Source organism: Nostoc sp. LEGE 06077 (genome assembly GCF_015207705.1).
Lineage (GTDB): Bacteria > Cyanobacteriota > Cyanobacteriia > Cyanobacteriales > Nostocaceae > Nostoc_B.
The window spans coordinates 26,385-47,963 of sequence record NZ_JADEWI010000008.1 but is presented as its reverse complement, the minus strand read 5'-3'; the positions used below and the strand labels follow the sequence as shown (position 1 = coordinate 47,963).

Below are 21,579 nucleotides of genomic sequence, written 5' to 3'. Positions count from 1 at the left end.
ACTCCAGCAATGAGATTACAAAAATCTCCAGAGCGTCTCCATGCACAACAAATTATCTAATACTAACATTAAAAGTTCCCATATCTTGTTAACGCCTCACGACGTTAAAACAAGATTGCCAATCACTAAATCGGCAGAACATACAGTTTTAAACTATAGAGAAGAACTAGAACATATTTTAGATTTTCAGGACAGGAGAAAATTTATTGTAGTTGGGCCATGTTCTATCCACGACACCAAAGCAGCGATAGAATATGCCGAAAAATTGAAAGTTTTAGCTGATAAAGTCAAAGATAAACTCTTATTAATTATGAGAGTTTACTTTGAAAAACCTAGAACAACAGTAGGTTGGAAAGGTTTAATTAATGACCCAGACATGGATGATTCTTTCCATGTAGAAAAAGGTTTATTAACTGCTAGAAGCTTGCTATTAAAAATTACTGAATTAGAATTACCAGCTGGTACAGAAGCATTAGATCCAATCATCCCGCAATATATTAGTGAATTAATTACATGGTCTGCGATTGGGGCGAGAACCACAGAATCCCAAACGCACCGGGAAATGTCTAGTGGACTTTCTATGCCCGTAGGTTTTAAAAATGGTACGGATGGTAACATTCAAGTAGCTTTAAATGCGCTCCACTCAGCGAAAAGTCCCCATAACTTTTTAGGGATTAATCATAAAGGACAAGTCAGTGTTTTTCAAACAAAAGGGAATCCCTACGGTCATGTGATTCTCCGCGGTGGAAATCAGCCTAATTACGATGCAGCTAATGTCAAACTAGTAGAAGACAAATTAAAAGAGTCGAATTTACCACCAAGAATTGTGATTGATTGTAGTCATGGCAATACTAATAAAGACTACAGATTGCAGTCTCAAGTATTTGAAGATGTGATTGAGCAAATCGTTGATGGCAATACATCTATAGTGGGGATGATGCTGGAATCTCATTTATATGAAGGCAATCAACCCTTGAATTGCCAACCAGAAGAATTAAAATATGGGGTTTCTGTAACTGATAAATGTATTGGTTGGGAAGAAACAGAAAGAATTATTTTGGCAGCCCATGAAAAATTGAGATAATACTAGAGACGTTGCATGGCAACGTCTCTAGATTAGGTTTACAAAATCGTGCTAATTTCTTTCAAATAAACTCTGGTGAATGGTTCATCTTCTCCCAAAGTATAATCTTCAATTAATCCTTTGCGTTTAATGGAAACATCGTTGCCTTTTTTTATTACCACAGTAGAACCATCAATCAAATCACGCACTAACATCATTTCGGTTTCAGTGGGACTATCTAAAACTACAATGTTGCTTCCTTGATAGAACATCCCCTCTGTATCCAAAGTGTTGGATTCATACTCAGCAATTAACAAATCTAGTTTGGGATTTCGCAGTAAACTTTGGAGATTGCTGTTGTAATCTGGGCGGAGAACTTTTTGTGAGCGATTAACAAAAACTGCTTCACGACAAATAGCGCCTACTGTCCATTCAGGATGTTGTAATAAAATATGGTCAATTGTTGTTTGTAGTTCCTGAACGGAGATTTTGTTAAAGGTAATAGTGGGAATTCTGGCATCAATACCCGACGTAAAAAACGTTTCGAGGATGCGGGATGGAACATCAACGCTTTCACCCACGGCTGGGTTGAGGTGCATTAAAATACCTGGTGCGGCGTTAATTTCCAAGATAGCAAAGTTACCCTGTTTCCAAGATTCCGCTAAATCTTCGGTAATCACATCAATACCCAGACAAGTTAAGCGAAAATGTTGGGCAATGTCTTGAGCCAAGATAATATTATCATCATGAATTGTGTGGGTAGCATTGATACTCACGCCGCCTGCTGAAAGATTGGCAACTTTCCGCAGATAGATAGTCCGGCCTTTTTCGAGAATACTCTTCAAGGACAAACGCTGTTCTTCTAGATACAATTCCATCGCCTCATCAATCTGAATTTTGCTCATTGCTGAGGTGGGTGAATCTAAACGTTCAGGTTGGCGATTTTCTTGACGAATTAATTCGTTAATACTGGAGTAACCATCACCTGTCACCGATGCTGGACGGCGTTCTGTGGCTGCGACAAATTTGCCGTTGACACAAAGCAAGCGAAAATCCTTCCCGGAAATGCTTTTTTCCACAATTATGCGTGTGGATTGATTGTCGGGAATTGCAGCAAAGGCGCGACCGTAAGCAGATTCTAACTCGTAGGAGTCTTGTACTTCGGCGGTGACACCTATTCCTTTGTGACCAACAACAGGTTTGACGGCGACGGGGTAGCCAATTTCTCTAGCTACTATTGCGGCTTCCTTTTCACTAGTGACAATTTCACCCTTGGGAACTGGAAAGCCTAAATTCCCTAAAAAGTCTTTACAGTCATCTTTGCGGGTGGTGAAGTCGGAATCTATATGACTATCACAGTCAAAGGTGGTGGCGACACCACGAACTTGTTTTTTTCCCCAGCCGTATTGCATCAGTCCTTCATCCCAGAGATAAAAGGCGGGAATACCTTTTTCGTCGGCGGTGCGTAATAAGGCGTAGACGGTGGGGCCTCCATAGACAGATTCGCGGAATCTGGTTTGTAAATTAACTAGTTGGTCATCAAAGAGAAAATCTTCGTCTTGACCGATCGCTTCAAACCAGTCCCAAACACAATAAATTACCGCTCTAGTTGTGCGAGGATGCAGTGATTGGATACTAATGCGGGTAAACTTGTCCTCTGGTTTCACATGGAAGTGGTCGAGGTGCAAGTCCATTTCCAGTTTTCCCACTTCTGATGCAGTGCGTGCAAACAAATGGGCGTAAGATTCATAAGTTTGATTGCCTAGAAGAGGATAGCGATCGCTAATCTTGGCAACATAATCTTCTATGGGCAAAGGTTCTCTGTACCCAGTCAGCGCCACATCAAATACTAATGCGCCTCTATCCAAATAGGGGTTAGGCCCTGCATAATGCTGGAAGTTGAAAACATCAAACACATCAGTTCTTCTAGCATTCACACGGACTACATTGGTGCTTTTTTCTTGAATCATTGATTCTCAACCTTTGCTAAACACCCTGAAATTTCAACTTTAATTTATGGTTGCTTAGACTCAATCAATTATTGTAGATTGATTCACATTAACATGGGGCAAGCTATAACTTTGTCTTTGACTTCGTTAACTTCACCCTAGTTCTACTCATTAAGTATTTTCAACTATCTCAGGGCATAATTAAATCCATATGAGCTTGAAGAAAACTCTAGTATTCTACACGCAATCTGCAACGATAAAAATATAACCTTTGAAGGGTGATATTCTCTTTATAAAAATATATAAGTATAAAAATATGGTTTCGAGGAGACAGCCAAATTATGAATAGCACAAAAGCTGCTCTTAGAGATGAAGTTAGACAACTCGCCGAGGAAGCTTTTCACTGTAAGCTGATTTCTGGCTATGGAGATGGGCCAGATAGCAACGAATTCCAAATTGTATATCAAGGTAAACCAAGACATTTACCTCTTGAACAAGCGCGTTTGTTTTTAGTTAACTTGCTTTACAAAATTCGTCCGCAGTAGAAATCTCCCTTGAGATGTTTATATTACAATAGCTAACTTCATAAATCTAGGGCAATAACAAAATCAATTCATGACACTTCTCTTTGTCGCTTTCTACTCATTAGTAGAGCTACAAACTAGTGAAGAATAACTACAATATTGTAGTTATAGCAATTCTCATGCAGATAAAATACACCCCACCCGCGCTGTCGCGCACCCTCCCCTTGCCAAGGGGAGGGGTAGTTTTATACCACACCAGAATTGGAAACGCTATATTCTTCTAGAGAAGAGTTATAAGTAAATTCTTACTACATAAGTAATTGGTAATTCTGCCAAATAAATTACCAATTACTCACAACTCAAAACATGACAAAATTTCATACATAAGGCAAAACAATTTTTTATCTAAGACTCATATTTGATTTGGATAAAAAAACTCAGTACACTTTTATTCCTTCTTACCTTTTCCCCTTTCCCTCCCTACGCAAATCATTTCAGTCATCAAAGCGGATTCTTATATATACATAAAGTTATATACAATTTAACTTTTACTATTAAAAATTAATCTGCCAAATGGATGATTTGATTGGGGTAATTGTCATGTTTTATTGAAATTAATCTAAATTAAATTCTTAAATCCTGTTATCCGAGAGGCATTATGACAGAAGCTACACATAAACGCCAGTTAGTGATTATTGGTGGAGCAGAAGATAAAGAAGGCGATTGTCAAATCCTCCGAGAATTTGTCCGTCGGGCTGGGGGTACAAAAGCTAATATTGTAATTATGACGGCTGCCACAGAACTGCCTAGAGAAGTGGGAGAAAATTACATTAGAGTTTTTGAACGACTAGGTGCAGAAAACGTTCGCATTATTGATACAGAAACTCGTGAAGATGCGACTTCTTCCACTGCTTTAGAAGCGATTAGTAAGGCGACTGGGGTATTTTTTACCGGAGGAGACCAAGCGCGAATTACTAGTATCCTCAAAGATACCCAAATCGATGCAGCGATTCACCAACGCTATGCTGAAGGTGCAGTTATCGCAGGTACTAGTGCGGGTGCGGCGGTGATGCCCGATAAAATGATTGTTGAGGGTGATTCTCAAAGTACACCACGGATGGAAATTGTGGAAATGGGGCCTGGTCTGGGTTTTTTACCAGGAATAGTGATTGACCAACATTTCTTGCAACGGGGACGCTTAGGACGTTTGATTACAGCTTTAATCCATGAACCTGCGGTGTTAGGATTTGGGATTGATGAGAATACAGCGATCGCGGTGACTGATGACCAAATCGAAATTATTGGTGAAGGTTCGGTCACAATTGTGGATGAGTCTGAATCTACATATAACAACGCAGATCAAATTCTCAGAGATGAACCCTTGGCAATTTGTGGTGCAAAGCTGCACATTTTGCCTCACGGTTATAAATTTAACCTGAAAACCCGTCAACCGATTCTGACTAATGGTGTTGTAGCTAGTGATGTTGTGAATGAATCTGTAGGGGTGGGTTAGAAATATAGAGGTATAGGGTGTAGGGTGTAGGGGACGAAAAAAGTAGGTTGGGTAAAGCGACAGCGAAACCCAACAAAACACAATAAGGTTTTTAACGAACCACAGAGACGCAGAGGTCGCTGAGAGAAGATATAGCTGTAGGCAAGGTAGTTAAGACATTGGTAAGCGATAAGACTTAGACAATAAAAGACTTTTAACTCTGTCACCTGTCACCTGTCCCCTGCTATAGCACTACACCTGATGATCAAACCACCAAGGGTCTTGATGGGAATTGGTTTTAATCAAAAAAGCCTTTTTCCGCAAGAACCGTTTGATAGCGGCTGTACCCATACGTGAACCGCCTAAACCGGAGAATTTGAAGGCGTTTTTCTCACCTTCGTGCATAATGGCGGTGAGGGCGGCATCATTAATACTGATAGCACCTGCATCTATTTGCTGGGCAACTGTGATAGCTTCAGTTTCGGTTTCCGCAAACACCGCCGCACTCAGTCCATAAATTGAATCGTTGGCTAAATTTACTGCTTCCTCCACTGTGGTAAAAGGCATTATGGGCATGATAGGGCCGAAAGTCTCTTCGGTCATGACTTTCATTGTATGGTTAACATGAGTTAGCACCGTAGGACGACACCACCAACCACCGCCTAAATCTTCAACTTTACCGCCGCAATGAATCACCGCACCTTTTTCTACCGCATCGGCGAGATGTTCGTTAATGATTCCGGCTTGTCTTTCGGCAATAATGGGGCCGATTTCGCCACTTTCAATAGTGGGATGGGCTAGTTGTAGGCGATGCGCTTTAGCTACTAACTGATGATAAAACTTTTCAAAGATAGGTTCGGCGACGTAAATACGCTCAATTGATAAACATGATTGTCCGGTGTTGACGACGGAACCCCATAAAATCGCTGATGTGGCTAATTCTAAATTGGCTGACTCTAAAACGATCGCCGGATCTTTCCCGCCCAATTCCAAAAAAGCGGGGATAAATCTTCTCGCGGCGGCTTCTGCAACTTTGCGTCCAGTGGCGACACTACCGGTAAAACAGACTAAATCTACATTCTCAATTAAAGCAGCCCCAGTTTCTCCCGCACCTTCCACAAAACTCAAAACATCACGCAAAGCCGGAACTTCATTAATTGCGGCTATGAGTGGGGCGATGAAACGCGGTGCAATTTCACTCGGTTTAACAACTACAGCACAACCCGCCAGTAGTGCGGGAATGGTATCTATCGTAGACAGCAACAACGGGAAATTCCAGGGACTAATTACCCCAACTACAGGGTAAGGCGTTGATGTTTGTTGTAAAGCGATGAACGGAATAGATGTATTTTTCGCCGAATCTTGTAATAATTCTGGCGCTAATCCACACCAGCGATCGATAGTAGAAAAGAATGAGTCGATTTCCATCACCGAGATGGATAATCTACCCGTATCATTGACCAAAGCATCTGTTAGCTTCTCGCGTCCAGCCAAGATTGCTTGCTTCCATTCTTGTAAAGCTGCAACTCTTCCTTCTACGCCTAGTTTTTGCCAACGTATTTGCGCCCTCCTCGCTCGGTTACATTGCTGTGCTAGTAACTTCGGTGGCGGTGGGATAATTACATAATCATATTTTCCCGTTCTTGGGTTACGGACTTCGATTGGTTTTGTCATTGGTCATTTGTCATTGGTCATTTGTCATTTGCCATTTGTCAATGGTCAATAGTTAGCACAAAACAATCTCATTTCAGACTTCAGACTTCATACTTTTTCAGACTTCATACTTCAGACTTCATACTTTTTCACACTTCACACTTTTAAATCACTCCCAACTGAGATAGGCGTTCTATAGTTTGTTGTTGTGTTTGGATGAAGTGTTGGCGTTCAACTTCTTGATTTAGCATAGTATTTGCTGGATAAAATTGAGCTTGGCTGTAACTTTGGGCGTAGAGTTCAAAGCGCTGGCGAGAAAGTAAATTATTTAACCCTGGACGATGGCGATCGCGTCTTAAAGCAGTTAAATCTATCTCAGCAAAGGCTGCCATACTTTCCCCTGCACCTGTCTCTGCTAATACGATACCGCGATAATCGACTATTTTTGAGCCGCCATCAACGGAGGCGATGGGGATGGGGCTATTCGCTAGACCTGCGGTATTAGCAGAAACAACGTAAGCCATATTTTCCACAGCGCGAGAAATTTTTGCTGCGTCTTTTGGTGTGAGGTTTTTGCTGTAAACTTCGGAGGTGGAATGCAGAAAAATCTCTGCACCACGCATTGCTAAACACCGCGCCACTTCAGGATATAAAATTTCTTCGGAAGCTACAGCAGCTAAATTGCCGATAGCGGTTTTCGCCACGGGAAAAACCCCTTCTAAGCCGTAACAATCAAGATATTTATCCCAAACATCATGGGGTGTGGGTGCAAATAACGAATTTAGCCGCCGATATCGCAAGACAATAGCACCAGCCGGGTCAATTACAAAGCAAGTTTGAAAATATAAGCCGGGAAAATTGGGGTCGAGTTCGTAGGCGTTACCAGCTAAAAATATCTGATGTTTCTGAGCAATTTTACCGAGGGCTTCATACTCTGCACCGTGCATTTCTATACAAGCTTTTTCTCCCCACACAGCCAAAGGTTCCCCCATTGGGAAACCTGTCAGGAAATATTCTGGTAAGACAATTAAACGACAGTCAAAACCAATAAAAGCAATACTGGCGGCGATTTGTTGCGCCAAGCGGTTGATAGTATGATGAATGATTTCTTGGACAGTGTGGCGATCGCTGGCTTGATTCACAGTATGACAGGTAACTTGCAGTGCTAACGCACGGTATGATGCAATGGAATTTGGGATATCTGCCATGCTGTTTGCTGCTCAAAACGCCTCACTATCAATTTACTAGGATATGTTCACTCTTCCTAGGCGATCGCGCTACATTCCCATAAATTGTGCTTCTACCACATCAGTCTTAAAGGTTGTTTGAAAAGTATTATTGCTAACATCAAAATATTAAAAACCTAACTTCGTGAACCTCACCTTCCCTACATTCGCACAGCGTGTCGTTCGCGTTAGCGTTGCGTAGCAAAGACAGGGAATGGGGGTTTCTCCGTTGCGGGGAGAGGAATGGAAGTGGGGTTTTTGGTATATTTTTCCACTTTTCAAACATCCTCTTACACTAAACCAGTGTCAGCAATTGCTTACATATCAAAAATTCCGTATTCAACACAAAACAGTTAAGAATAGACGCATATTTAGCACCTACACCTAAAACCTGCGATGATAGTTTTCGCAGTTCTGGCAACTGGCTGGAGAATAAAGTATTTTGAGTGGCTTGATCTGATGTTGCCGATTTAACTATAAACTGACTATTAAACCTGCAACTTTTATTCTGCCAACTTGGCTATTTATCGGGACTGTACCCGGAAGCCAATGGGAAAGCGGGAATAAGTACTAGTAAATGACCAACAATTTTGCTAATGAGAATTTGGACTGCAATAGTTGTACTAACTTCTTCTTGGCTAGTTTCCGGGTTGGTAGCGTCTCAGCCAATCAATGCTACAGTAGCGATCGCCGACGAAAAAATAGCACCATCAGGGTCAATTTCTCAAGCAAACAATACTAAAAATTCGGTTGCGATCGACAAAGCTGAGTTTGGCATAGCGAGAGTTGATGCTAGAGGTAAAGTTAACTTCATCCCCACATTTAGAGTCCCACTACAAGAAGGTAGTAAATATGGGTGGCGAATTCAACTCAAAGACTACCAAGGTGAAGTTACATGGCGAGAAGTCCTACGCTTACCAAAACCCCCAGAAACTTGGGCTACAGATGATGGTGAAAACTTCACAGTCTCTGCTGATGGTACAGAGTCAGTAATGAGGCGCAAAACTTTAGTTAAAGATGGTGTGATTGAAAACTATTGGACGATCGCCGCAGGTGATCCACCTGGTAAACATAAAATACAGGTGTATGTTGATGATCGTCTGATTGCAACTTTCGATTTTGAAGTTTTTCCCGTAGACAGACAACAATCAACAGGTAGAAATCGTAGCTTATAACCAGATAAAAAAGCCTATTTACAATGTGTAAATAGGCTTTTTATTTTAAAGTTACGTCATGCAAGCTAACTTAGTTTTTATAGCTGTGACTTCCAGTTTTTGGGGTTAAGTTCAAAATGAAAGTAATCCAAAATTGAACTTAGCCAATAGATTCAAGATTTAGCTTGACAACTTTTTTCTTTTCTTCCTCAGCTTTAGGCAAAGTCAGAGTCAAAATACCATCTTTATAATCAGCCGTAACATTGGTATTTTGAATGCGAGTAGGTAAAGGAATCAAGCGTTGGAATTTACCATAATGAAATTCACTCTTGGTAACACCTTTTCCTTCTGTTTTGGTTTCAGATTTTCTTTCACCGCTGATGTATACAGCTTTTTCTGTAACTTGTACATCCAAGTCTTTAGCTTCAATTCCAGGCAGTTCTAGCTTGAGATGAATAGCTTCTTCAGTTTCGTGTAATTCAGCAGCCGGAACCTTTGCCAAGCTTTTCTCTAGTAAAGTAGATGGGAGCATTTCGTCTGCAAATAAACTGTTTATTTGTCTTTGAATAGTGTTCATTTCTTGCCAAGGATTCCAACGTACTAGTGTCATGTCTCTACCTCAGTTAATTTCTAATTTTTGTAGGTGATTTAGGTTTAGATCATTTGCGTTGTTTTTATAGTATTCACAATCCAGGATGGTTTAAATTCGGTTTTTTCCACCAATTTAATCATGATTACCGAACGTTATTCCTGGTACGGTAAACCCCCATAATATTGGTGTGGTAAACTGAATATAAATCATCGATTACAGCTTATCTAAGAAGACAAATGTTATCAAAATAGCAGAAATAGTTAATTTACTAACTATAGAATTTTTACTTATTATCCTTGGTCAGAAAAATTCATATTTTCATGATCCCCTTATAATCAATCAATAAACATGACAAGTAGTTGGATTTATCTCATTGCGGCCATCTTGTTTGAAGTTGCTGGTACAACTTCCATGAAATTATCAGAGGGATTTACGAGAACTATTCCCTCGGTGTTAATTTTTATCTGTTATGGAATCTGTTTTAGTTTTTTAACTTTAGCTCTTAGAAAAATTGAAGTCAGTGTTGCTTATTCGGTTTGGTCAGGTTTGGGAACAACTGTAATCGCTACTATTGGCATAATTTGGTTTCGGGAATCGATGTCTCTTGTCAAGTTTTTATCGATAGGTTTAATTATTATTGGTGTAATTGGAGTGAATTCTACTAAATAAAAAAAGCCCTCGTTCATCCCAGAATGAACGAGGTAAGGATAGGAGTAATCAACGAGGACTTCCTGTTATGTTTGTCCTTTTCAAGATAAAGAAGTTTGATGTCGATCGCTACAATAAAAACAGCAGCAATCTCTCATAAGAGTGAGCAAAATAAGCAACCAACCTAAATCCGTTCGTTGTTAATGCTTTAGCATGTTTAGTGTAGTAAACGTTGGCTCATCAAGCCCGCAAGTTATTTCCCATTCATAATTTAGCAGTGGTGCTTAAGTATATGTAGCCAAGTTGGCACGAATAAACAGAACTAGGTTACACACAGTAAATATCCATCAAAACCTAACAAATGAAATTATTGCAAAGTTCCGCGTTTTATTTGTTCGCTTTCAATTGCTTCAAATAAAGCCCGAAAATTACCCTCACCAAAACCTTGCGCTTGGAAACGCCGTTCAATAAACTCAAAGAAAAATGTCGGCTCTTCAAAGATCGGTTGGGTAAAAATTTGCAGTAATAGTGCGTTTTGACTATTAGCTTGCCAATCTACTAAAATTTCTTGTTGAGCGATCGCTTCTAATTCTAATGGCGATAGGGAAAATTCTGTCCGCTTTTTTAGTTGCAAGTAGTAAGTCTGCGGAACCGACAGTAAGGATAAACCACGGCTACGTAATTGGGCGATCGCACTAATCAAATTTGATGTTCGCAAAGCTATGTGCTGAATACCCGCACCGCGATTCACATTCAAAAATTCTTGAATTTGCGAATTACTAGAAGCTGGTTCATTAATGGGTAATTGTACACTGCCATTGCGGGAAACTAGCACTTGGCTGTACAACCCAGAGCGATCGGTTTTAATTTTAAATGCTTGCTGTGGTTGCAAATCTAAAACGTTTTTGTACCAAGCCACAGCACGCTCTAACTCCCCAACTGGTACATTTAACACTAGATGATCGATAGCGGTAAACATGGGGCGATCGCGTGTTTCCCATTTTTCCCCCACTGCTTTTTCGATCAAGGTATGAGTCATTCCGCCCCAAGCCGCAATTTTGCCACACTTGTAACCGCAATATTCGTGGCTGGGTTCTAAGATTGTAGCTCCTTGTGCGGCTGCTTGAGCGATCGCTGCTGCCACATCGGGTACATTAAAAGCAATATCCGCCACACCAGGGGGATGTTGACGCAAAAACTCCGCTACCGGACTGGTGGGCAATAATGGTGAAGACAACAAAAAACAGATAGCACCACTTTGTACAATTTCTGTACAAGTGTGATTTGAACTTATTCCACTAGTGACGGCGGAAAACCCTAGATAATATACGAACCAATCCCGCCAAGCCGGAGCATTTTCTACATAGAAGTGAACGTGAGCAATTTCCATAAATCCTGAAAATCTAGCATGAGAGCTTATCTATGTGTAAATTCTGCCTGTTTTGCTAGATTATCAAGTCCTTCCTAAGCAATAATTATGTAAGCATCCTACATGATTACACTTGAATAAGCAAGGAATTGGGTAGGAGGTTATTTAACTGCTATTTCCCATCCTTTGGGAGTTTGCTTGAGTTGTAAAGATGTACAAGATTGCAAAAATTTAATAAAATTGCAACTCAACTGCAAGGTTTTAATTTGTGCGCTAATGGGTTTACCATATTGCTGCATAAACTCACTACCTAAAGGGCCTATTTTAATGTAGTTTCCAGGAGCGTTGTGAGTTAATTTACTAACAATTCTTTTCAGTGCTTGCTCTAATTCTACTTTGCTATTAATATTTGCTGATAAAGATTTAGCCGTGCTTTCTATTACCATATCTTTATCTTCAGGAACTTCAAATAAGGTGATATATACCGGAGCATTTGGCTCAATTTGATGCAGCACAAATTCTGCTGGATAATTTACGAATATTTCCCTAGCTTTCTTCCCTGGTAAATATTTGGCAGCCACCTGAGTAATACTGATTTTATACTTATTTTTATAAGTTTGAGAAAGTGTAGCTAAGTTAATCCAATAACTGCGAGTGCATTTTTGTTCAGTTTTAATTAACTCTTTAATTTGTTGAATAAATTGGGCGATCGCCGGAATCTCTTGTCCAGTATTAGCACCCTTTCTCACAACTTGACCTGTATAACTATTCAATACTGTAATATCTTCACCTTGTTGACTCACTTGATATACTGTTAAACCATGTTGACGTAGATGGTTGCACAGATTCGTCATCACTTTATCAGAAGAACAAACCAAAACTTCTCTAGCTTTTGGGTATCTTTCGTGAATAGATGAACCAAAAGCAATCATTTTTCCATCAGCATTATCTTTACCTATAGGGACATGAATTAAATCGTAACCACGTCCATGTAACTCTACATCTAGTTTGCCCATGCTACACCAATTGGCAAAGGCGATTTTAATTTGAATGGGACAAGTACAAACTGTGGTTAAAAATTTTTCGGTTTCAGCATTCAGTTGGAGGTTTTCTGCATCTAATAATAAAACTGCTACCTCAGTTTTGTTACTAAAAGCAGAACAGACAAGCGCTTGTTCGGCTTCAGATAGCTGAATTTCGGTAATACTCCCTGAGCCATTCAACTCAGTTGTTTTAGCATAGCTCATAAATTACCTGGGGTAATTTAGCTTAGATGATTAAGTTATGATCCAAGCCAAGAAATTATCCATGTTATATCTGTGCAGTAAACTATCTGATAACCGTGAAACTCCCTAAAATAAATCCGCGGATATCCCCCACTTCTCAAAGAAGTCAGGGAACTGAAAATTACTAATTTTTATAACAAATAAATATAGGACTCATATTTAGATTTCGGAAAAAACAGTACACAAAAACTACTCTTTCTTCAGCCTGATGTCATACTTCATACTTCATACTTCATACTTTTTATCGGTTTTCATATTTATTACCACCAAGACGGCTTAACACATATTCCCGTGTGCGGACATCCAGAGCGTTAGTAAAAATTCTTTTTGTCAGTCCAAATTCTACCATTTGTCCGATGCGATATTCATTTGTGTTGAAAAAAGCTGTGAAATCAGATATGCGCGTGACTTGCTGTAAATTATGGCTAATAACCACCATTGTTAATTCCGATCGCAAGCGCAAACTCTGAATTAAACTTTCTACTTTTGTAGTCGCTATCGGATCAAGTCCAAAACAAGGTTCATCCATCAAAATGACTTTCGGTTTCACCGCTAAAGCACGGGCTATACAAAGTCGTTGTTGTTGTCCACCCGAAAGCTCTAAAGCAGATTTATGCAGTTTATTTTTGACTTCATCCCAAAGATCAGCGTCTTTGATTGCAGATTCGACAATTTGATCCAATTCCACTTTCGGCCGCCATCCCAGGATTTTCACCCCATAAGCCACATTATCATAAACGCTCATGGGAAACAGATTTGGTTTGGGCAAAACCATACTGACTTGGCGGCGTAATCGATTTAAATTAACTCGACGTTCATAAATATTTTGATTGTAAAATTCTACTTTCCCTTCAACTTGAACGTCAGCTTCTAATTCGTTCATCCGATTGAGGCTTTTAATAAAAGTAGACTTACCACAACCACTAGGGCCAATAATTGCTGTTACTTTGTCCTGGTAAATATCCATTGATACGCCTTCCAGGATTTTTTGGGTGTTGTAGTAAAGGCTAAGATTTTTAACTTTGATTGCTGGAATTAGCTTATTCATGCCAGAAAATCGTAAGTGTATAGATATTGACTAAACGCAATCATAAAAATCCGTGGCTCTGTATTACTACACTGGTGATAAAGCTGTAAGTTAATTTTCTTCAATTTAGCTATACAGCAAATATACTGATATTAGATACCTGTATAAGATTCTGGTAAAAAATTATCATCTTCCTCAAGATTTACTGTAAAATATGCTACCATGAAATCCTACATTTTTCGGTTTTTTATTGCTGAATTTGGGAATTTTTAGCATTAAATCTCAGCTATTTTTAGCAAAAAACAATATTTTAGACTTGTTTAGTAAACTCTTCTTTAAAAAAAGGCAATTGTTTTTTAAAATTTGAATAAATTTGTGCAAGCGCGTCATTATTTTTGCAAATAAATCATGTATTTGTAGTAACTAGCTTAGAGGTAGGACGGATGCGATCGCTACAACACGGAGACTGAAATATAGATATTACATACTTACGCCAGAAGATAGAAAAAAAATCAGCGTTAGTGTGTTTTCTAGCTACAGAGTGAATTTTGTGTGCCGTTATAGTAATTATGCTTGTTTATTTAACCGTATAAAATATTATACCTCAACTCAGGTAAATACTTAAGCAAGCAAAAACTTAAGGTATAAGTTACAGCTACGTTTTAATAATACCTTAAGAGCTTCTTTTTTAGCAGTTTAATTAATACAAAATTCCTGGACAATACAGAATATTTTTAATAAATCAAGTACACCATTTAAGCCTTAAAACTAGGTGGACAGGCTATTTTAATTCTGAATTCCAAATTCTGACTCCTAATTATGCTTGATTATTGACTCAGCAGAGATCCGGTTAACAATACATCTCCCAAAGAACACAGAAAATTTAGTGCTACTTAACCGCATCATCATAATCAAAAACACGTCAAAGCTTAACTAAGTTATAACCGACAATTAACTTCTTTATTACCTTGGTAAGTCACTTTTTTTACAGTGATAGGTAAAGTCTTGAGCAGTTATTAACCTGATCAATTTTTTAGACTTTTGTAACCACAAAGCATCAAACAAAAGGGGATCATTGTTGTGAGTAAAATTAGCTTGAAGCTTAATAGCTGGACAGTAGCTGCCGGGATTTCGATGATAGCAACTACTTTGGGTTTATCAATGTCTGCGGTTCAATCCCAAAGTGTGAAAACTATTACAATTGATGGTTCTAGTACCGTCTTCCCCATCACAGAAGCAGTAGCAGAAGAATTTCAAAAATCTCAAGGCGGTAGAGTGCGGGTGACAGTTGGTGTTTCCGGTACTGGTGGTGGGTTCAAAAAATTCTGTCGGGGTGAGACAGATATTTCCGGCGCTTCCCGTCCGATTTTGCAAAAAGAAATCGAAGCTTGTAAAGCAGCGGGTATTCGCTATATGGAACTACCAGTAGCGTATGATGCCATCACAGTAGTTGTTAATCCCCAAAATACTTGGGCGAAGAATTTGTCTGTAGCCGAACTCAAAAAAATATGGGAGCCAGGCGCACAAGGTAAAGTTAATAATTGGAGTTTAGTCCGTAAAGGTTTTCCCAATGCACCTTTAAAGTTATTTGGCCCTGGTGCTAATTCGGGAACTTTTGACTATTTTACCGAAGCTATTGTGGGTAAAGCTAAATCTAGCCGTGGTGACTTCACAGCCAGTGAAGACGACAACGTACTTGTACAAGGTGTTTCCCGCGATAAAAACGCCATTGGCTACTTTGGTTACGCCTACTATGCAGAAAACCAAAAAAGGTTAAAAGCAGTACCTGTTAATGGTGTATTACCATCGCCAACTACCGTAAAAAATGGTAGTTACTCTCCCTTGTCTCGTCCTTTGTTTATCTACGTCAGTTCCAAGTCTGTGGATAAACCAGAAGTGAAACAGTTTGTGCAATTCTATTTACGCAATGGGGCAAAATTCGCCCAAGAAACAAGATATGTAGCGCTACCAGCTTCCGCCTACACCACAGCCCAAAGCCATTTTGGTAAAAAGAGATTTGGGACTGTTTTTGGTGGTAAAGAAGCAGTTGGGTTGAAAATTGACGAACTGCTGCGTCGAGAAGCTCAATAATTTAATTTATTTCCTGATTTTATCGTTTTTCATTAGATCTCCGACTTCTTCTAGAAGTCGGAGATTTAGAAGTATCGATTCAGTAATCAAAAACCTAACCCCCCAGCCCCCTGGTGAGTTTATTTAGCTCTTCTCTCCTTCCCTTGTCTACCGTGTACACACAAGTCGAAAATTTGCAGTCTGAAACCGTATCCCCCTGGAACTTTAGTTCTAGGCTAATAGCCAAAGTCCACGCTTTGTGGACTGGAAGACATTTTTGCTTGAGTCATCTGAAGATGACTTTGGCTATGAGACTCGGAATTCATTCCGAGGCGGGACAGATGCACTCAACGAACATTTGTGTGTACACAGTAGCCGAAGCGGAGAGGGGTTAGGGAAGAGGTTATTCCAGAATTACTAAATTAGTGTTCTAGAAGTATCAAAGTTGAATCTGGTATTCTGAGCATGACTATTGCCAAAAAAACTCGATTTTCTGCCAAGCTATTACGTGATTTGCGAGAACGAATCATAGAATTTATCCTATTTCTCGCAGCGCTGTCTTCAGTAGCAACAACAATAGCTATTGTTGGTATCTTGCTTTACGAGTCGGTGAAATTTTTCCATCAAGTATCGTTATGGGAATTTTTGACAGATACTCAATGGACACCATTATTTGATGATAAGCATTTTGGTATTTGGCCTTTAGTGGCTGGTACATTAACTACAACAGCAGTCGCCTTATTCGTCGCTATTCCCTTGGGGACAGTCATCGCGATTTACCTGAGTGAATTTGCGCCTCCCATAGTTCGGGAAGTAGTTAAGCCAGTTTTGGAATTACTTGCAGGTATTCCGACTGTGGTTTACGGTTACTTTGCACTGTTATTCGTCACGCCATTGTTGCAAATTGTGTTACCAGACTTATCTGGTTTTAATATGCTGAGTGCAGGTTTAGTTATCGGGATGATGATTATTCCCTACGTGAGTTCCCTGAGTGAAGATGCGATGCGTGCTGTTCCGACACATTTACGGGAAGGATCTTACGCAACGGGAGCGACACGCTTACAGACAGCATTACGTGTGGTTTTACCGTCAGCAATTTCAGGTATTTCCGCTGCGTATATTTTGGGCATTTCCCGCGCTGTGGGGGAAACAATGGTGGTGGCTATTGCGGCGGGGGGACAACCAAATCTCACCTTTAACCCCTTGGAACCTGCTGCAACCATGACTGCTTATATTGTCGGCGTGAGTCTGGGGGACTTACCCCACGGCAGTTTGGAGTATGAAACTATCTTTGCAGTGGGACTAACGCTAATGCTGATGACCTTGGTATTCAACATTATTGGTTATTTCCTCAGCAAGCGCTATCGAGAAATTTATTAAGATGGTTAGTCAAACTATTCCCCACATTCGCAAAATTATCACGCGCAACAAGCGATCGCAAAATATTTTTAGCATCATTGGCTTGTTGTCCATGTTAGTAGGTATTGCCACCTTACTAGCACTAATCTTTGATTTGTTTAGTGATGGATGGCCGCGCCTTTCTTGGCAATTTCTCACCTCATTTCCCAGCCGGAAAGCCGAACAAGCAGGTGTGCTTTCGGCTTGGGTAGGGACAATGTTAGTTATGCTAGTTACAGCATTCGCTGCAATTCCCATCGGTATTGCATCAGGAATTTATCTAGAAGAATACGCCCGCAAAAACTGGGTATCTGCTTTAATCGAAATTAATGTTACCAACCTCGCCGGAGTTCCTTCCATCATTTACGGACTTTTGGCTTTGGGTGTATTCGTCTATGGCTTAAATTTAGGTCAAAGTGTAATTACTGCTGGGTTAACCTTGGCATTATTAATTTTACCAGTAGTCATTGTCACTACCCGCGAAGCCCTCCGCGCCATTCCTAATAGCATTCGGGAAGCCGCCTACGCCACTGGTGCTTCTAAATGGCAAATGATTTGGGATCATGTTTTGCCATATTCTACCGGGACAATTTTAACTGGAATTATTGTCGCATTAGCCAGAGCGATCGGGGAAACTGCACCCCTTGTTACCATTGGCGCACTCACATTTATCGCTTTTTTGCCAGACTCCCCCATCACAGGACAATTCCCTTATGTTTCCTTTGCTTGGTTGCTGGCTCCCTTCACAGTACTACCAATTCAAATGTTTGATTGGGTGTCTCGTCCCCAAGCCGAATTTCAGGTGAACGCCGCCGCCGCAGGTATTGTGCTAATTGCTATTACCCTCGTCATGAATGCTGTTGCTATTTACATCCGTTATCGTCTACGCCAAAAAATCAAATGGTAGAAACTCCTCTGAAAGCTTCTGTTGATTACCTCAATTTTTACTATGGTGGTAAAGTTCACGCCCTCAAAGACATTCATTTACCCATTGCAGACAAGCAGGTAACAGCCCTAATTGGCCCTTCTGGATGTGGTAAAACCACCTTGCTACGTTGCTTTAACCGGATGCACGACTTATATCCTGGAAATCGCTACAAAGGCGAAATCACCCTCAAACCAGATGGAATTAACCTCTTAAGTCATAAAGTAGACCCCATTGAAGTGCGGATGCGAATTAGCATGGTATTTCAAAGACCAAATCCTTTTCCTAAGTCAATTTACGAAAATGTTGCTTATGGCTTAAGGGTACGGGGTGAATCAAAACGTGGTGTGATTGATGAAAAAGTAGAAAAAGCTTTACGCAACGCCGCTTTGTGGGATGAAGTTAAGGATCGCTTAAATGATTTAGCCTACAATCTTTCTGGTGGTCAACAACAGAGGTTATGTATTGCCCGTGCATTAGCTACTGAACCAGAAATAGTATTATTTGATGAGCCAACATCTGCATTAGATCCCATTGCCACAGCCAGTATTGAAGAGTTGATTGGCAAGTTAAAAGAAACAGTGACAATATTGATTGTAACTCACAGTATGCAGCAAGCCGCACGAGTTTCTGACTATACCGCGTTTATGTATTTGGGTGAGTTGATTGAATTTAACAAAACAGAAGTGATTTTTCATCATCCCACAGATAAAAAGACCGCAGATTATGTCAGTGGGCGATTTGGGTAATTGTGGGAGTTTATAGTTTGGGCATTATTATTAATGCCCTTATAATCATGTTGAGCGGATGTATGCAAGAAATCATCAAGGAGTTCACCTTCTTTCTAGATTAAGTTTAACTGCCAAGTCAACTAATTTATCGATACTTTGATGATCTTGAGCTAACCCAACTTGATCAAGATAACTTTCGATAGGTATTGGTAAAGCGTTAGCATAACGGCTTGTTTGTGTCCAATAAGTAATTGTTTTCACAGTACGGAAATCAGAATCGCATTTGAGATACATTCTACCTATACCTGTTTGTTTGTTAAAACGTAGAAGACTTTTGGGAATAGGTAGTCAGAGGTAGTATTGTAGATAGTTTACTTATTGAGTTTGGGTGCGAGAAATAAATTTTAATTGACAACAAGGGTTGCTTTTACCACGCCCATAAAATATACTTTTAATTTCCTTAATTTCTTTTATTTTTTGGCCGTAACCTAGAATTTTTTCTCTAAGTCTCAAAACTTCTATTTTTGCTATAGGAGAAAGCTTATCTAAGAAATTCAGCAATACTCTTGGCGCTAAAACTATTGATTTTTCTGGTGACGATGTTTCTTGATCATTTTGAATTAATGTAAAAGGAATTTCTTTTTTTACAGTAATTTCTCTACGTCCTTTATGATTTAACTGTAAGTAAAAACTATTGGTATAATTGAGGATATTAAATCTAATAAATTCAATTTGTAACAAACTATAGCGACGGTCAATAAAATTATGCTTATGAAAATCTGGTGCAATTGCAATTAGACGAATTGGCTGACTGTAGTCTATCAAATCTTTAAAAGGTTGTTCTAAACTAAAACTGTGATAATAACGAGTGAGTTGGTGAATGATGTAGCGATCCTCACAATTTTTCAGTTCTAAGATTACAAGTTGATTATTTTTAGTTTTAGCAATAATATCACAATATCCTTCCTGAATGCTGAATTGGCGTTGAAGTGGAACCATATCTAAAGTATCTTCTAGAGTATCCCAAAGAAAATTTTCTAGTAGATATTCTTCGGTAAACATCCAGCCTTGTTGAGTTTTTTTCAGCACTGTCTTCAGTCCTCTAAATCTGTTATCTCCTCAATCAGTTCCATCCCCATCTCAATTGGATCAAAGTCGGGACTAAATTTTGTTTTCTGATTGTAGTAAGAATAGCGAATATCGACTGTGGTAGGAGTAGGTAATTCTATATCTCTCAAGTCCGCATCTAAAAAATCTGCTCCTTGAGAGTAAAAACTTTTAAAAGTTGCTTTACGTAAATTACTCTTACAAAATTTGGTATGAGAAAATTTACCAGACAGATAAGTTGACCGAAAATTAGCTTCAGTAAAGTTTGATGCCGTAAAATCTGTATCGTTGTTATAAATCATAATATTTTGCAGATTTGCTTTCATAAAGTCAGAAACTCGACAAGAAGAACGACTTAAATTGGCTCTTCTCAAATCTGAATTACTAAAGTTACATTGATCAAGCTTACAGGTAGATAAATCGGCTCCTTGAAGATTACAATTACTCAAATCTGACCCTGTTAAATCAACTTTGAGTGTTGCTGATCTACAAAGTACAACAGCCGTGAGATTAGATCTTCTAAGAATAATTTCGCGTAAATTTAGAGATTTAATTTCTTGACTAATTATATTTCCTGTTACTCCACGCAAGTCTGAATTAGAGAAGTTACGATGCCCCTCTGTATAAAGCCTCAGCAATGCTTCAAGTGTTCTTACTTATTGAGCAGGTTGCTGTTCTGCAATTATGAGATTATCAGTAGATTCTTTTGGCATAAATTTTCATGAAAATTCGTCAGCTTGTTTTCTTATAATTCCCAATTATCTTTGTTTAAACACAATGATTTGTGCAAGATGTTGTGAATGATGAAATTTGATGAGATAATCAAGCGATCGCACCCATTTTCAATGAGACTTATCCATAACAACGAAAAATTAAGGGTTTGTATATATCTTGCACCAAGCGACTGAATTCGTCGGGGTTAGGTGCAAGATATATGTTTAGGCGCTTTTGGTATGTGGAATTTAAGCTACTATATCGGTAGGAACTATATTTACGGCGTTGCTGATTGAGGGGATGATTTTTGTCTCACGCAAAGGCGCAAAGACTCAAAGAGCAAGAGTTTGAAAAGTAAAATTTTATGATTTCATCCCGCATTTATGCAACGCCATATTTACTACTAATTAGTAGGAAGATGAAAGTCGAAAAACTATCCATCTCTTTGCCACCGTATTTAGTGGAGTTTATTGAAAATTACAAGCTGAACAAAGGATGTAAATCACGCTCTCAAGTAATTGAAGCAGCCTTAGAATTGCTGCGAAACCAAGAACTGGAAGAAGCTTACCGCCAAGCATCTGCTGAAGTTGACAGTACTTGGGATGTAACTTTAGCCGATGGTTTGACAGTTTAAAAGCAGAGATAATGATA

The 21,579-nt window shown here is 39.4% G+C and carries 20 protein-coding genes; 10 read left to right on the top strand and 10 right to left on the bottom strand.

The annotated features are described in order from the left end of the window. The first annotated feature begins 40 nt into the window (after positions 1-40). Positions 41-1,084, top strand: coding sequence for a 3-deoxy-7-phosphoheptulonate synthase (locus IQ244_RS07805; protein WP_193891648.1), 1,044 nt, complete (start codon positions 41-43; stop codon positions 1,082-1,084). Between the two features lie 38 nt (positions 1,085-1,122). Here the strand turns inward: IQ244_RS07805 and IQ244_RS07800 are convergent, their stop codons facing one another. Then, entirely contained in the window at positions 1,123-3,033 is a 1,911-nt protein-coding gene (locus IQ244_RS07800) for a cyanophycin synthetase (RefSeq protein WP_193891645.1), read from the bottom strand. A gap of 320 nt (positions 3,034-3,353) precedes the next feature. On the opposite strand from IQ244_RS07800, the gene IQ244_RS07795 reads away from it, so the two are divergent. Together IQ244_RS07795 and IQ244_RS07790 are read left to right on the top strand one after the other, a co-directional pair. Continuing rightward, the gene (locus IQ244_RS07795) at positions 3,354-3,557 is read left to right on the top strand and encodes a hypothetical protein (RefSeq protein WP_193891642.1); all 204 of its coding nucleotides are present in this window, start codon (positions 3,354-3,356) and stop codon (positions 3,555-3,557) included. Between the two features lie 637 nt (positions 3,558-4,194). Next, a complete protein-coding gene (locus IQ244_RS07790) occupies positions 4,195-5,049 on the top strand; it encodes a cyanophycinase (RefSeq protein ID WP_193891639.1) in 855 nt (284 codons plus the stop codon). 231 nt (positions 5,050-5,280) lie between these two features. Here IQ244_RS07790 and IQ244_RS07785 read toward each other — a convergent pair whose 3' ends face one another. Then, entirely contained in the window at positions 5,281-6,702 is a 1,422-nt protein-coding gene (locus IQ244_RS07785) for an aldehyde dehydrogenase family protein (RefSeq protein ID WP_193891636.1), read from the bottom strand. 143 nt (positions 6,703-6,845) lie between these two features. Then, the gene (locus IQ244_RS07780; RefSeq protein ID WP_193891634.1) at positions 6,846-7,889 is read right to left on the bottom strand and encodes a nitrilase-related carbon-nitrogen hydrolase; all 1,044 of its coding nucleotides are present in this window, start codon (positions 7,887-7,889) and stop codon (positions 6,846-6,848) included. 614 nt (positions 7,890-8,503) lie between these two features. Here IQ244_RS07780 and IQ244_RS07775 point away from each other — a divergent pair. Further along, on the top strand, positions 8,504-9,082 hold the full coding sequence (locus tag IQ244_RS07775) for a hypothetical protein (protein ID WP_193891631.1): 579 nt from the start codon (positions 8,504-8,506) through the stop codon (positions 9,080-9,082). 139 nt (positions 9,083-9,221) lie between these two features. On the opposite strand, the gene IQ244_RS07770 is transcribed toward IQ244_RS07775, so the two are convergent. Beyond that, entirely contained in the window at positions 9,222-9,671 is a 450-nt protein-coding gene (locus IQ244_RS07770; protein WP_193891628.1) for an Hsp20/alpha crystallin family protein, read from the bottom strand. Between the two features lie 330 nt (positions 9,672-10,001). Here IQ244_RS07770 and IQ244_RS07765 point away from each other — a divergent pair, with 330 nt between their 5' ends. Then, positions 10,002-10,322, top strand: coding sequence for a DMT family transporter (locus IQ244_RS07765; protein WP_193891625.1), 321 nt, complete (start codon positions 10,002-10,004; stop codon positions 10,320-10,322). Positions 10,323-10,668: 346 nt separating this feature from the next. Here IQ244_RS07765 and hppD read toward each other — a convergent pair whose 3' ends face one another. The 3 genes from hppD to IQ244_RS07750 form a co-directional block, all read right to left on the bottom strand. Further along, a complete protein-coding gene (gene hppD, locus IQ244_RS07760) occupies positions 10,669-11,691 on the bottom strand; it encodes a 4-hydroxyphenylpyruvate dioxygenase (RefSeq protein WP_193891622.1) in 1,023 nt (340 codons plus the stop codon). Between the two features lie 140 nt (positions 11,692-11,831). Continuing rightward, positions 11,832-12,917, bottom strand: a complete 1,086-nt coding sequence (locus IQ244_RS07755; RefSeq protein ID WP_193891620.1) for an NYN domain-containing protein — start codon at positions 12,915-12,917, stop codon at positions 11,832-11,834. Positions 12,918-13,197: 280 nt separating this feature from the next. Beyond that, entirely contained in the window at positions 13,198-14,004 is an 807-nt protein-coding gene (locus IQ244_RS07750; RefSeq protein WP_193891618.1) for a phosphate ABC transporter ATP-binding protein, read from the bottom strand. A gap of 1,059 nt (positions 14,005-15,063) precedes the next feature. Between IQ244_RS07750 and IQ244_RS07745 the strand changes: the two genes are divergently transcribed. From IQ244_RS07745 to pstB, 4 genes are all read left to right on the top strand, one after another. Further along, on the top strand, positions 15,064-16,074 hold the full coding sequence (locus IQ244_RS07745) for a PstS family phosphate ABC transporter substrate-binding protein (RefSeq protein WP_193891616.1): 1,011 nt from the start codon (positions 15,064-15,066) through the stop codon (positions 16,072-16,074). 444 nt (positions 16,075-16,518) lie between these two features. Next, positions 16,519-17,433 (top strand): phosphate ABC transporter permease subunit PstC, encoded by a 915-nt coding sequence (gene pstC / locus IQ244_RS07740; RefSeq protein WP_193891614.1) that lies wholly within the window; start codon positions 16,519-16,521, stop codon positions 17,431-17,433. 1 nt (position 17,434) lies between these two features. Then, positions 17,435-18,358 carry a phosphate ABC transporter permease PstA gene (gene pstA, locus IQ244_RS07735; protein ID WP_193891612.1) on the top strand — a complete coding sequence of 308 codons (924 nt, stop codon included), beginning with the start codon at positions 17,435-17,437 and terminating at the stop codon, positions 18,356-18,358. After that, positions 18,352-19,125 carry a phosphate ABC transporter ATP-binding protein PstB gene (gene pstB / locus IQ244_RS07730; RefSeq protein ID WP_193891610.1) on the top strand — a complete coding sequence of 258 codons (774 nt, stop codon included), beginning with the start codon at positions 18,352-18,354 and terminating at the stop codon, positions 19,123-19,125. The genes pstA and pstB overlap by 7 nt, the downstream gene beginning before the upstream one ends. An 84-nt stretch (positions 19,126-19,209) precedes the next feature. Here pstB and IQ244_RS07725 read toward each other — a convergent pair whose 3' ends face one another. The 3 genes from IQ244_RS07725 to IQ244_RS07715 form a co-directional block, all read right to left on the bottom strand. Then, entirely contained in the window at positions 19,210-19,368 is a 159-nt protein-coding gene (locus IQ244_RS07725) for a hypothetical protein (RefSeq protein ID WP_193891608.1), read from the bottom strand. A gap of 114 nt (positions 19,369-19,482) precedes the next feature. Beyond that, positions 19,483-20,196, bottom strand: coding sequence for an endonuclease NucS domain-containing protein (locus tag IQ244_RS07720; RefSeq protein ID WP_193891606.1), 714 nt, complete (start codon positions 20,194-20,196; stop codon positions 19,483-19,485). A 5-nt stretch (positions 20,197-20,201) separates the two neighbouring features. After that, positions 20,202-20,852, bottom strand: coding sequence for a pentapeptide repeat-containing protein (locus IQ244_RS07715; RefSeq protein WP_193891603.1), 651 nt, complete (start codon positions 20,850-20,852; stop codon positions 20,202-20,204). 494 nt (positions 20,853-21,346) lie between these two features. On the opposite strand from IQ244_RS07715, the gene IQ244_RS07710 reads away from it, so the two are divergent. After that, positions 21,347-21,562, top strand: coding sequence for a ribbon-helix-helix domain-containing protein (locus tag IQ244_RS07710; protein ID WP_193892078.1), 216 nt, complete (start codon positions 21,347-21,349; stop codon positions 21,560-21,562). The last annotated feature ends 17 nt before the right edge of the window (positions 21,563-21,579 follow it).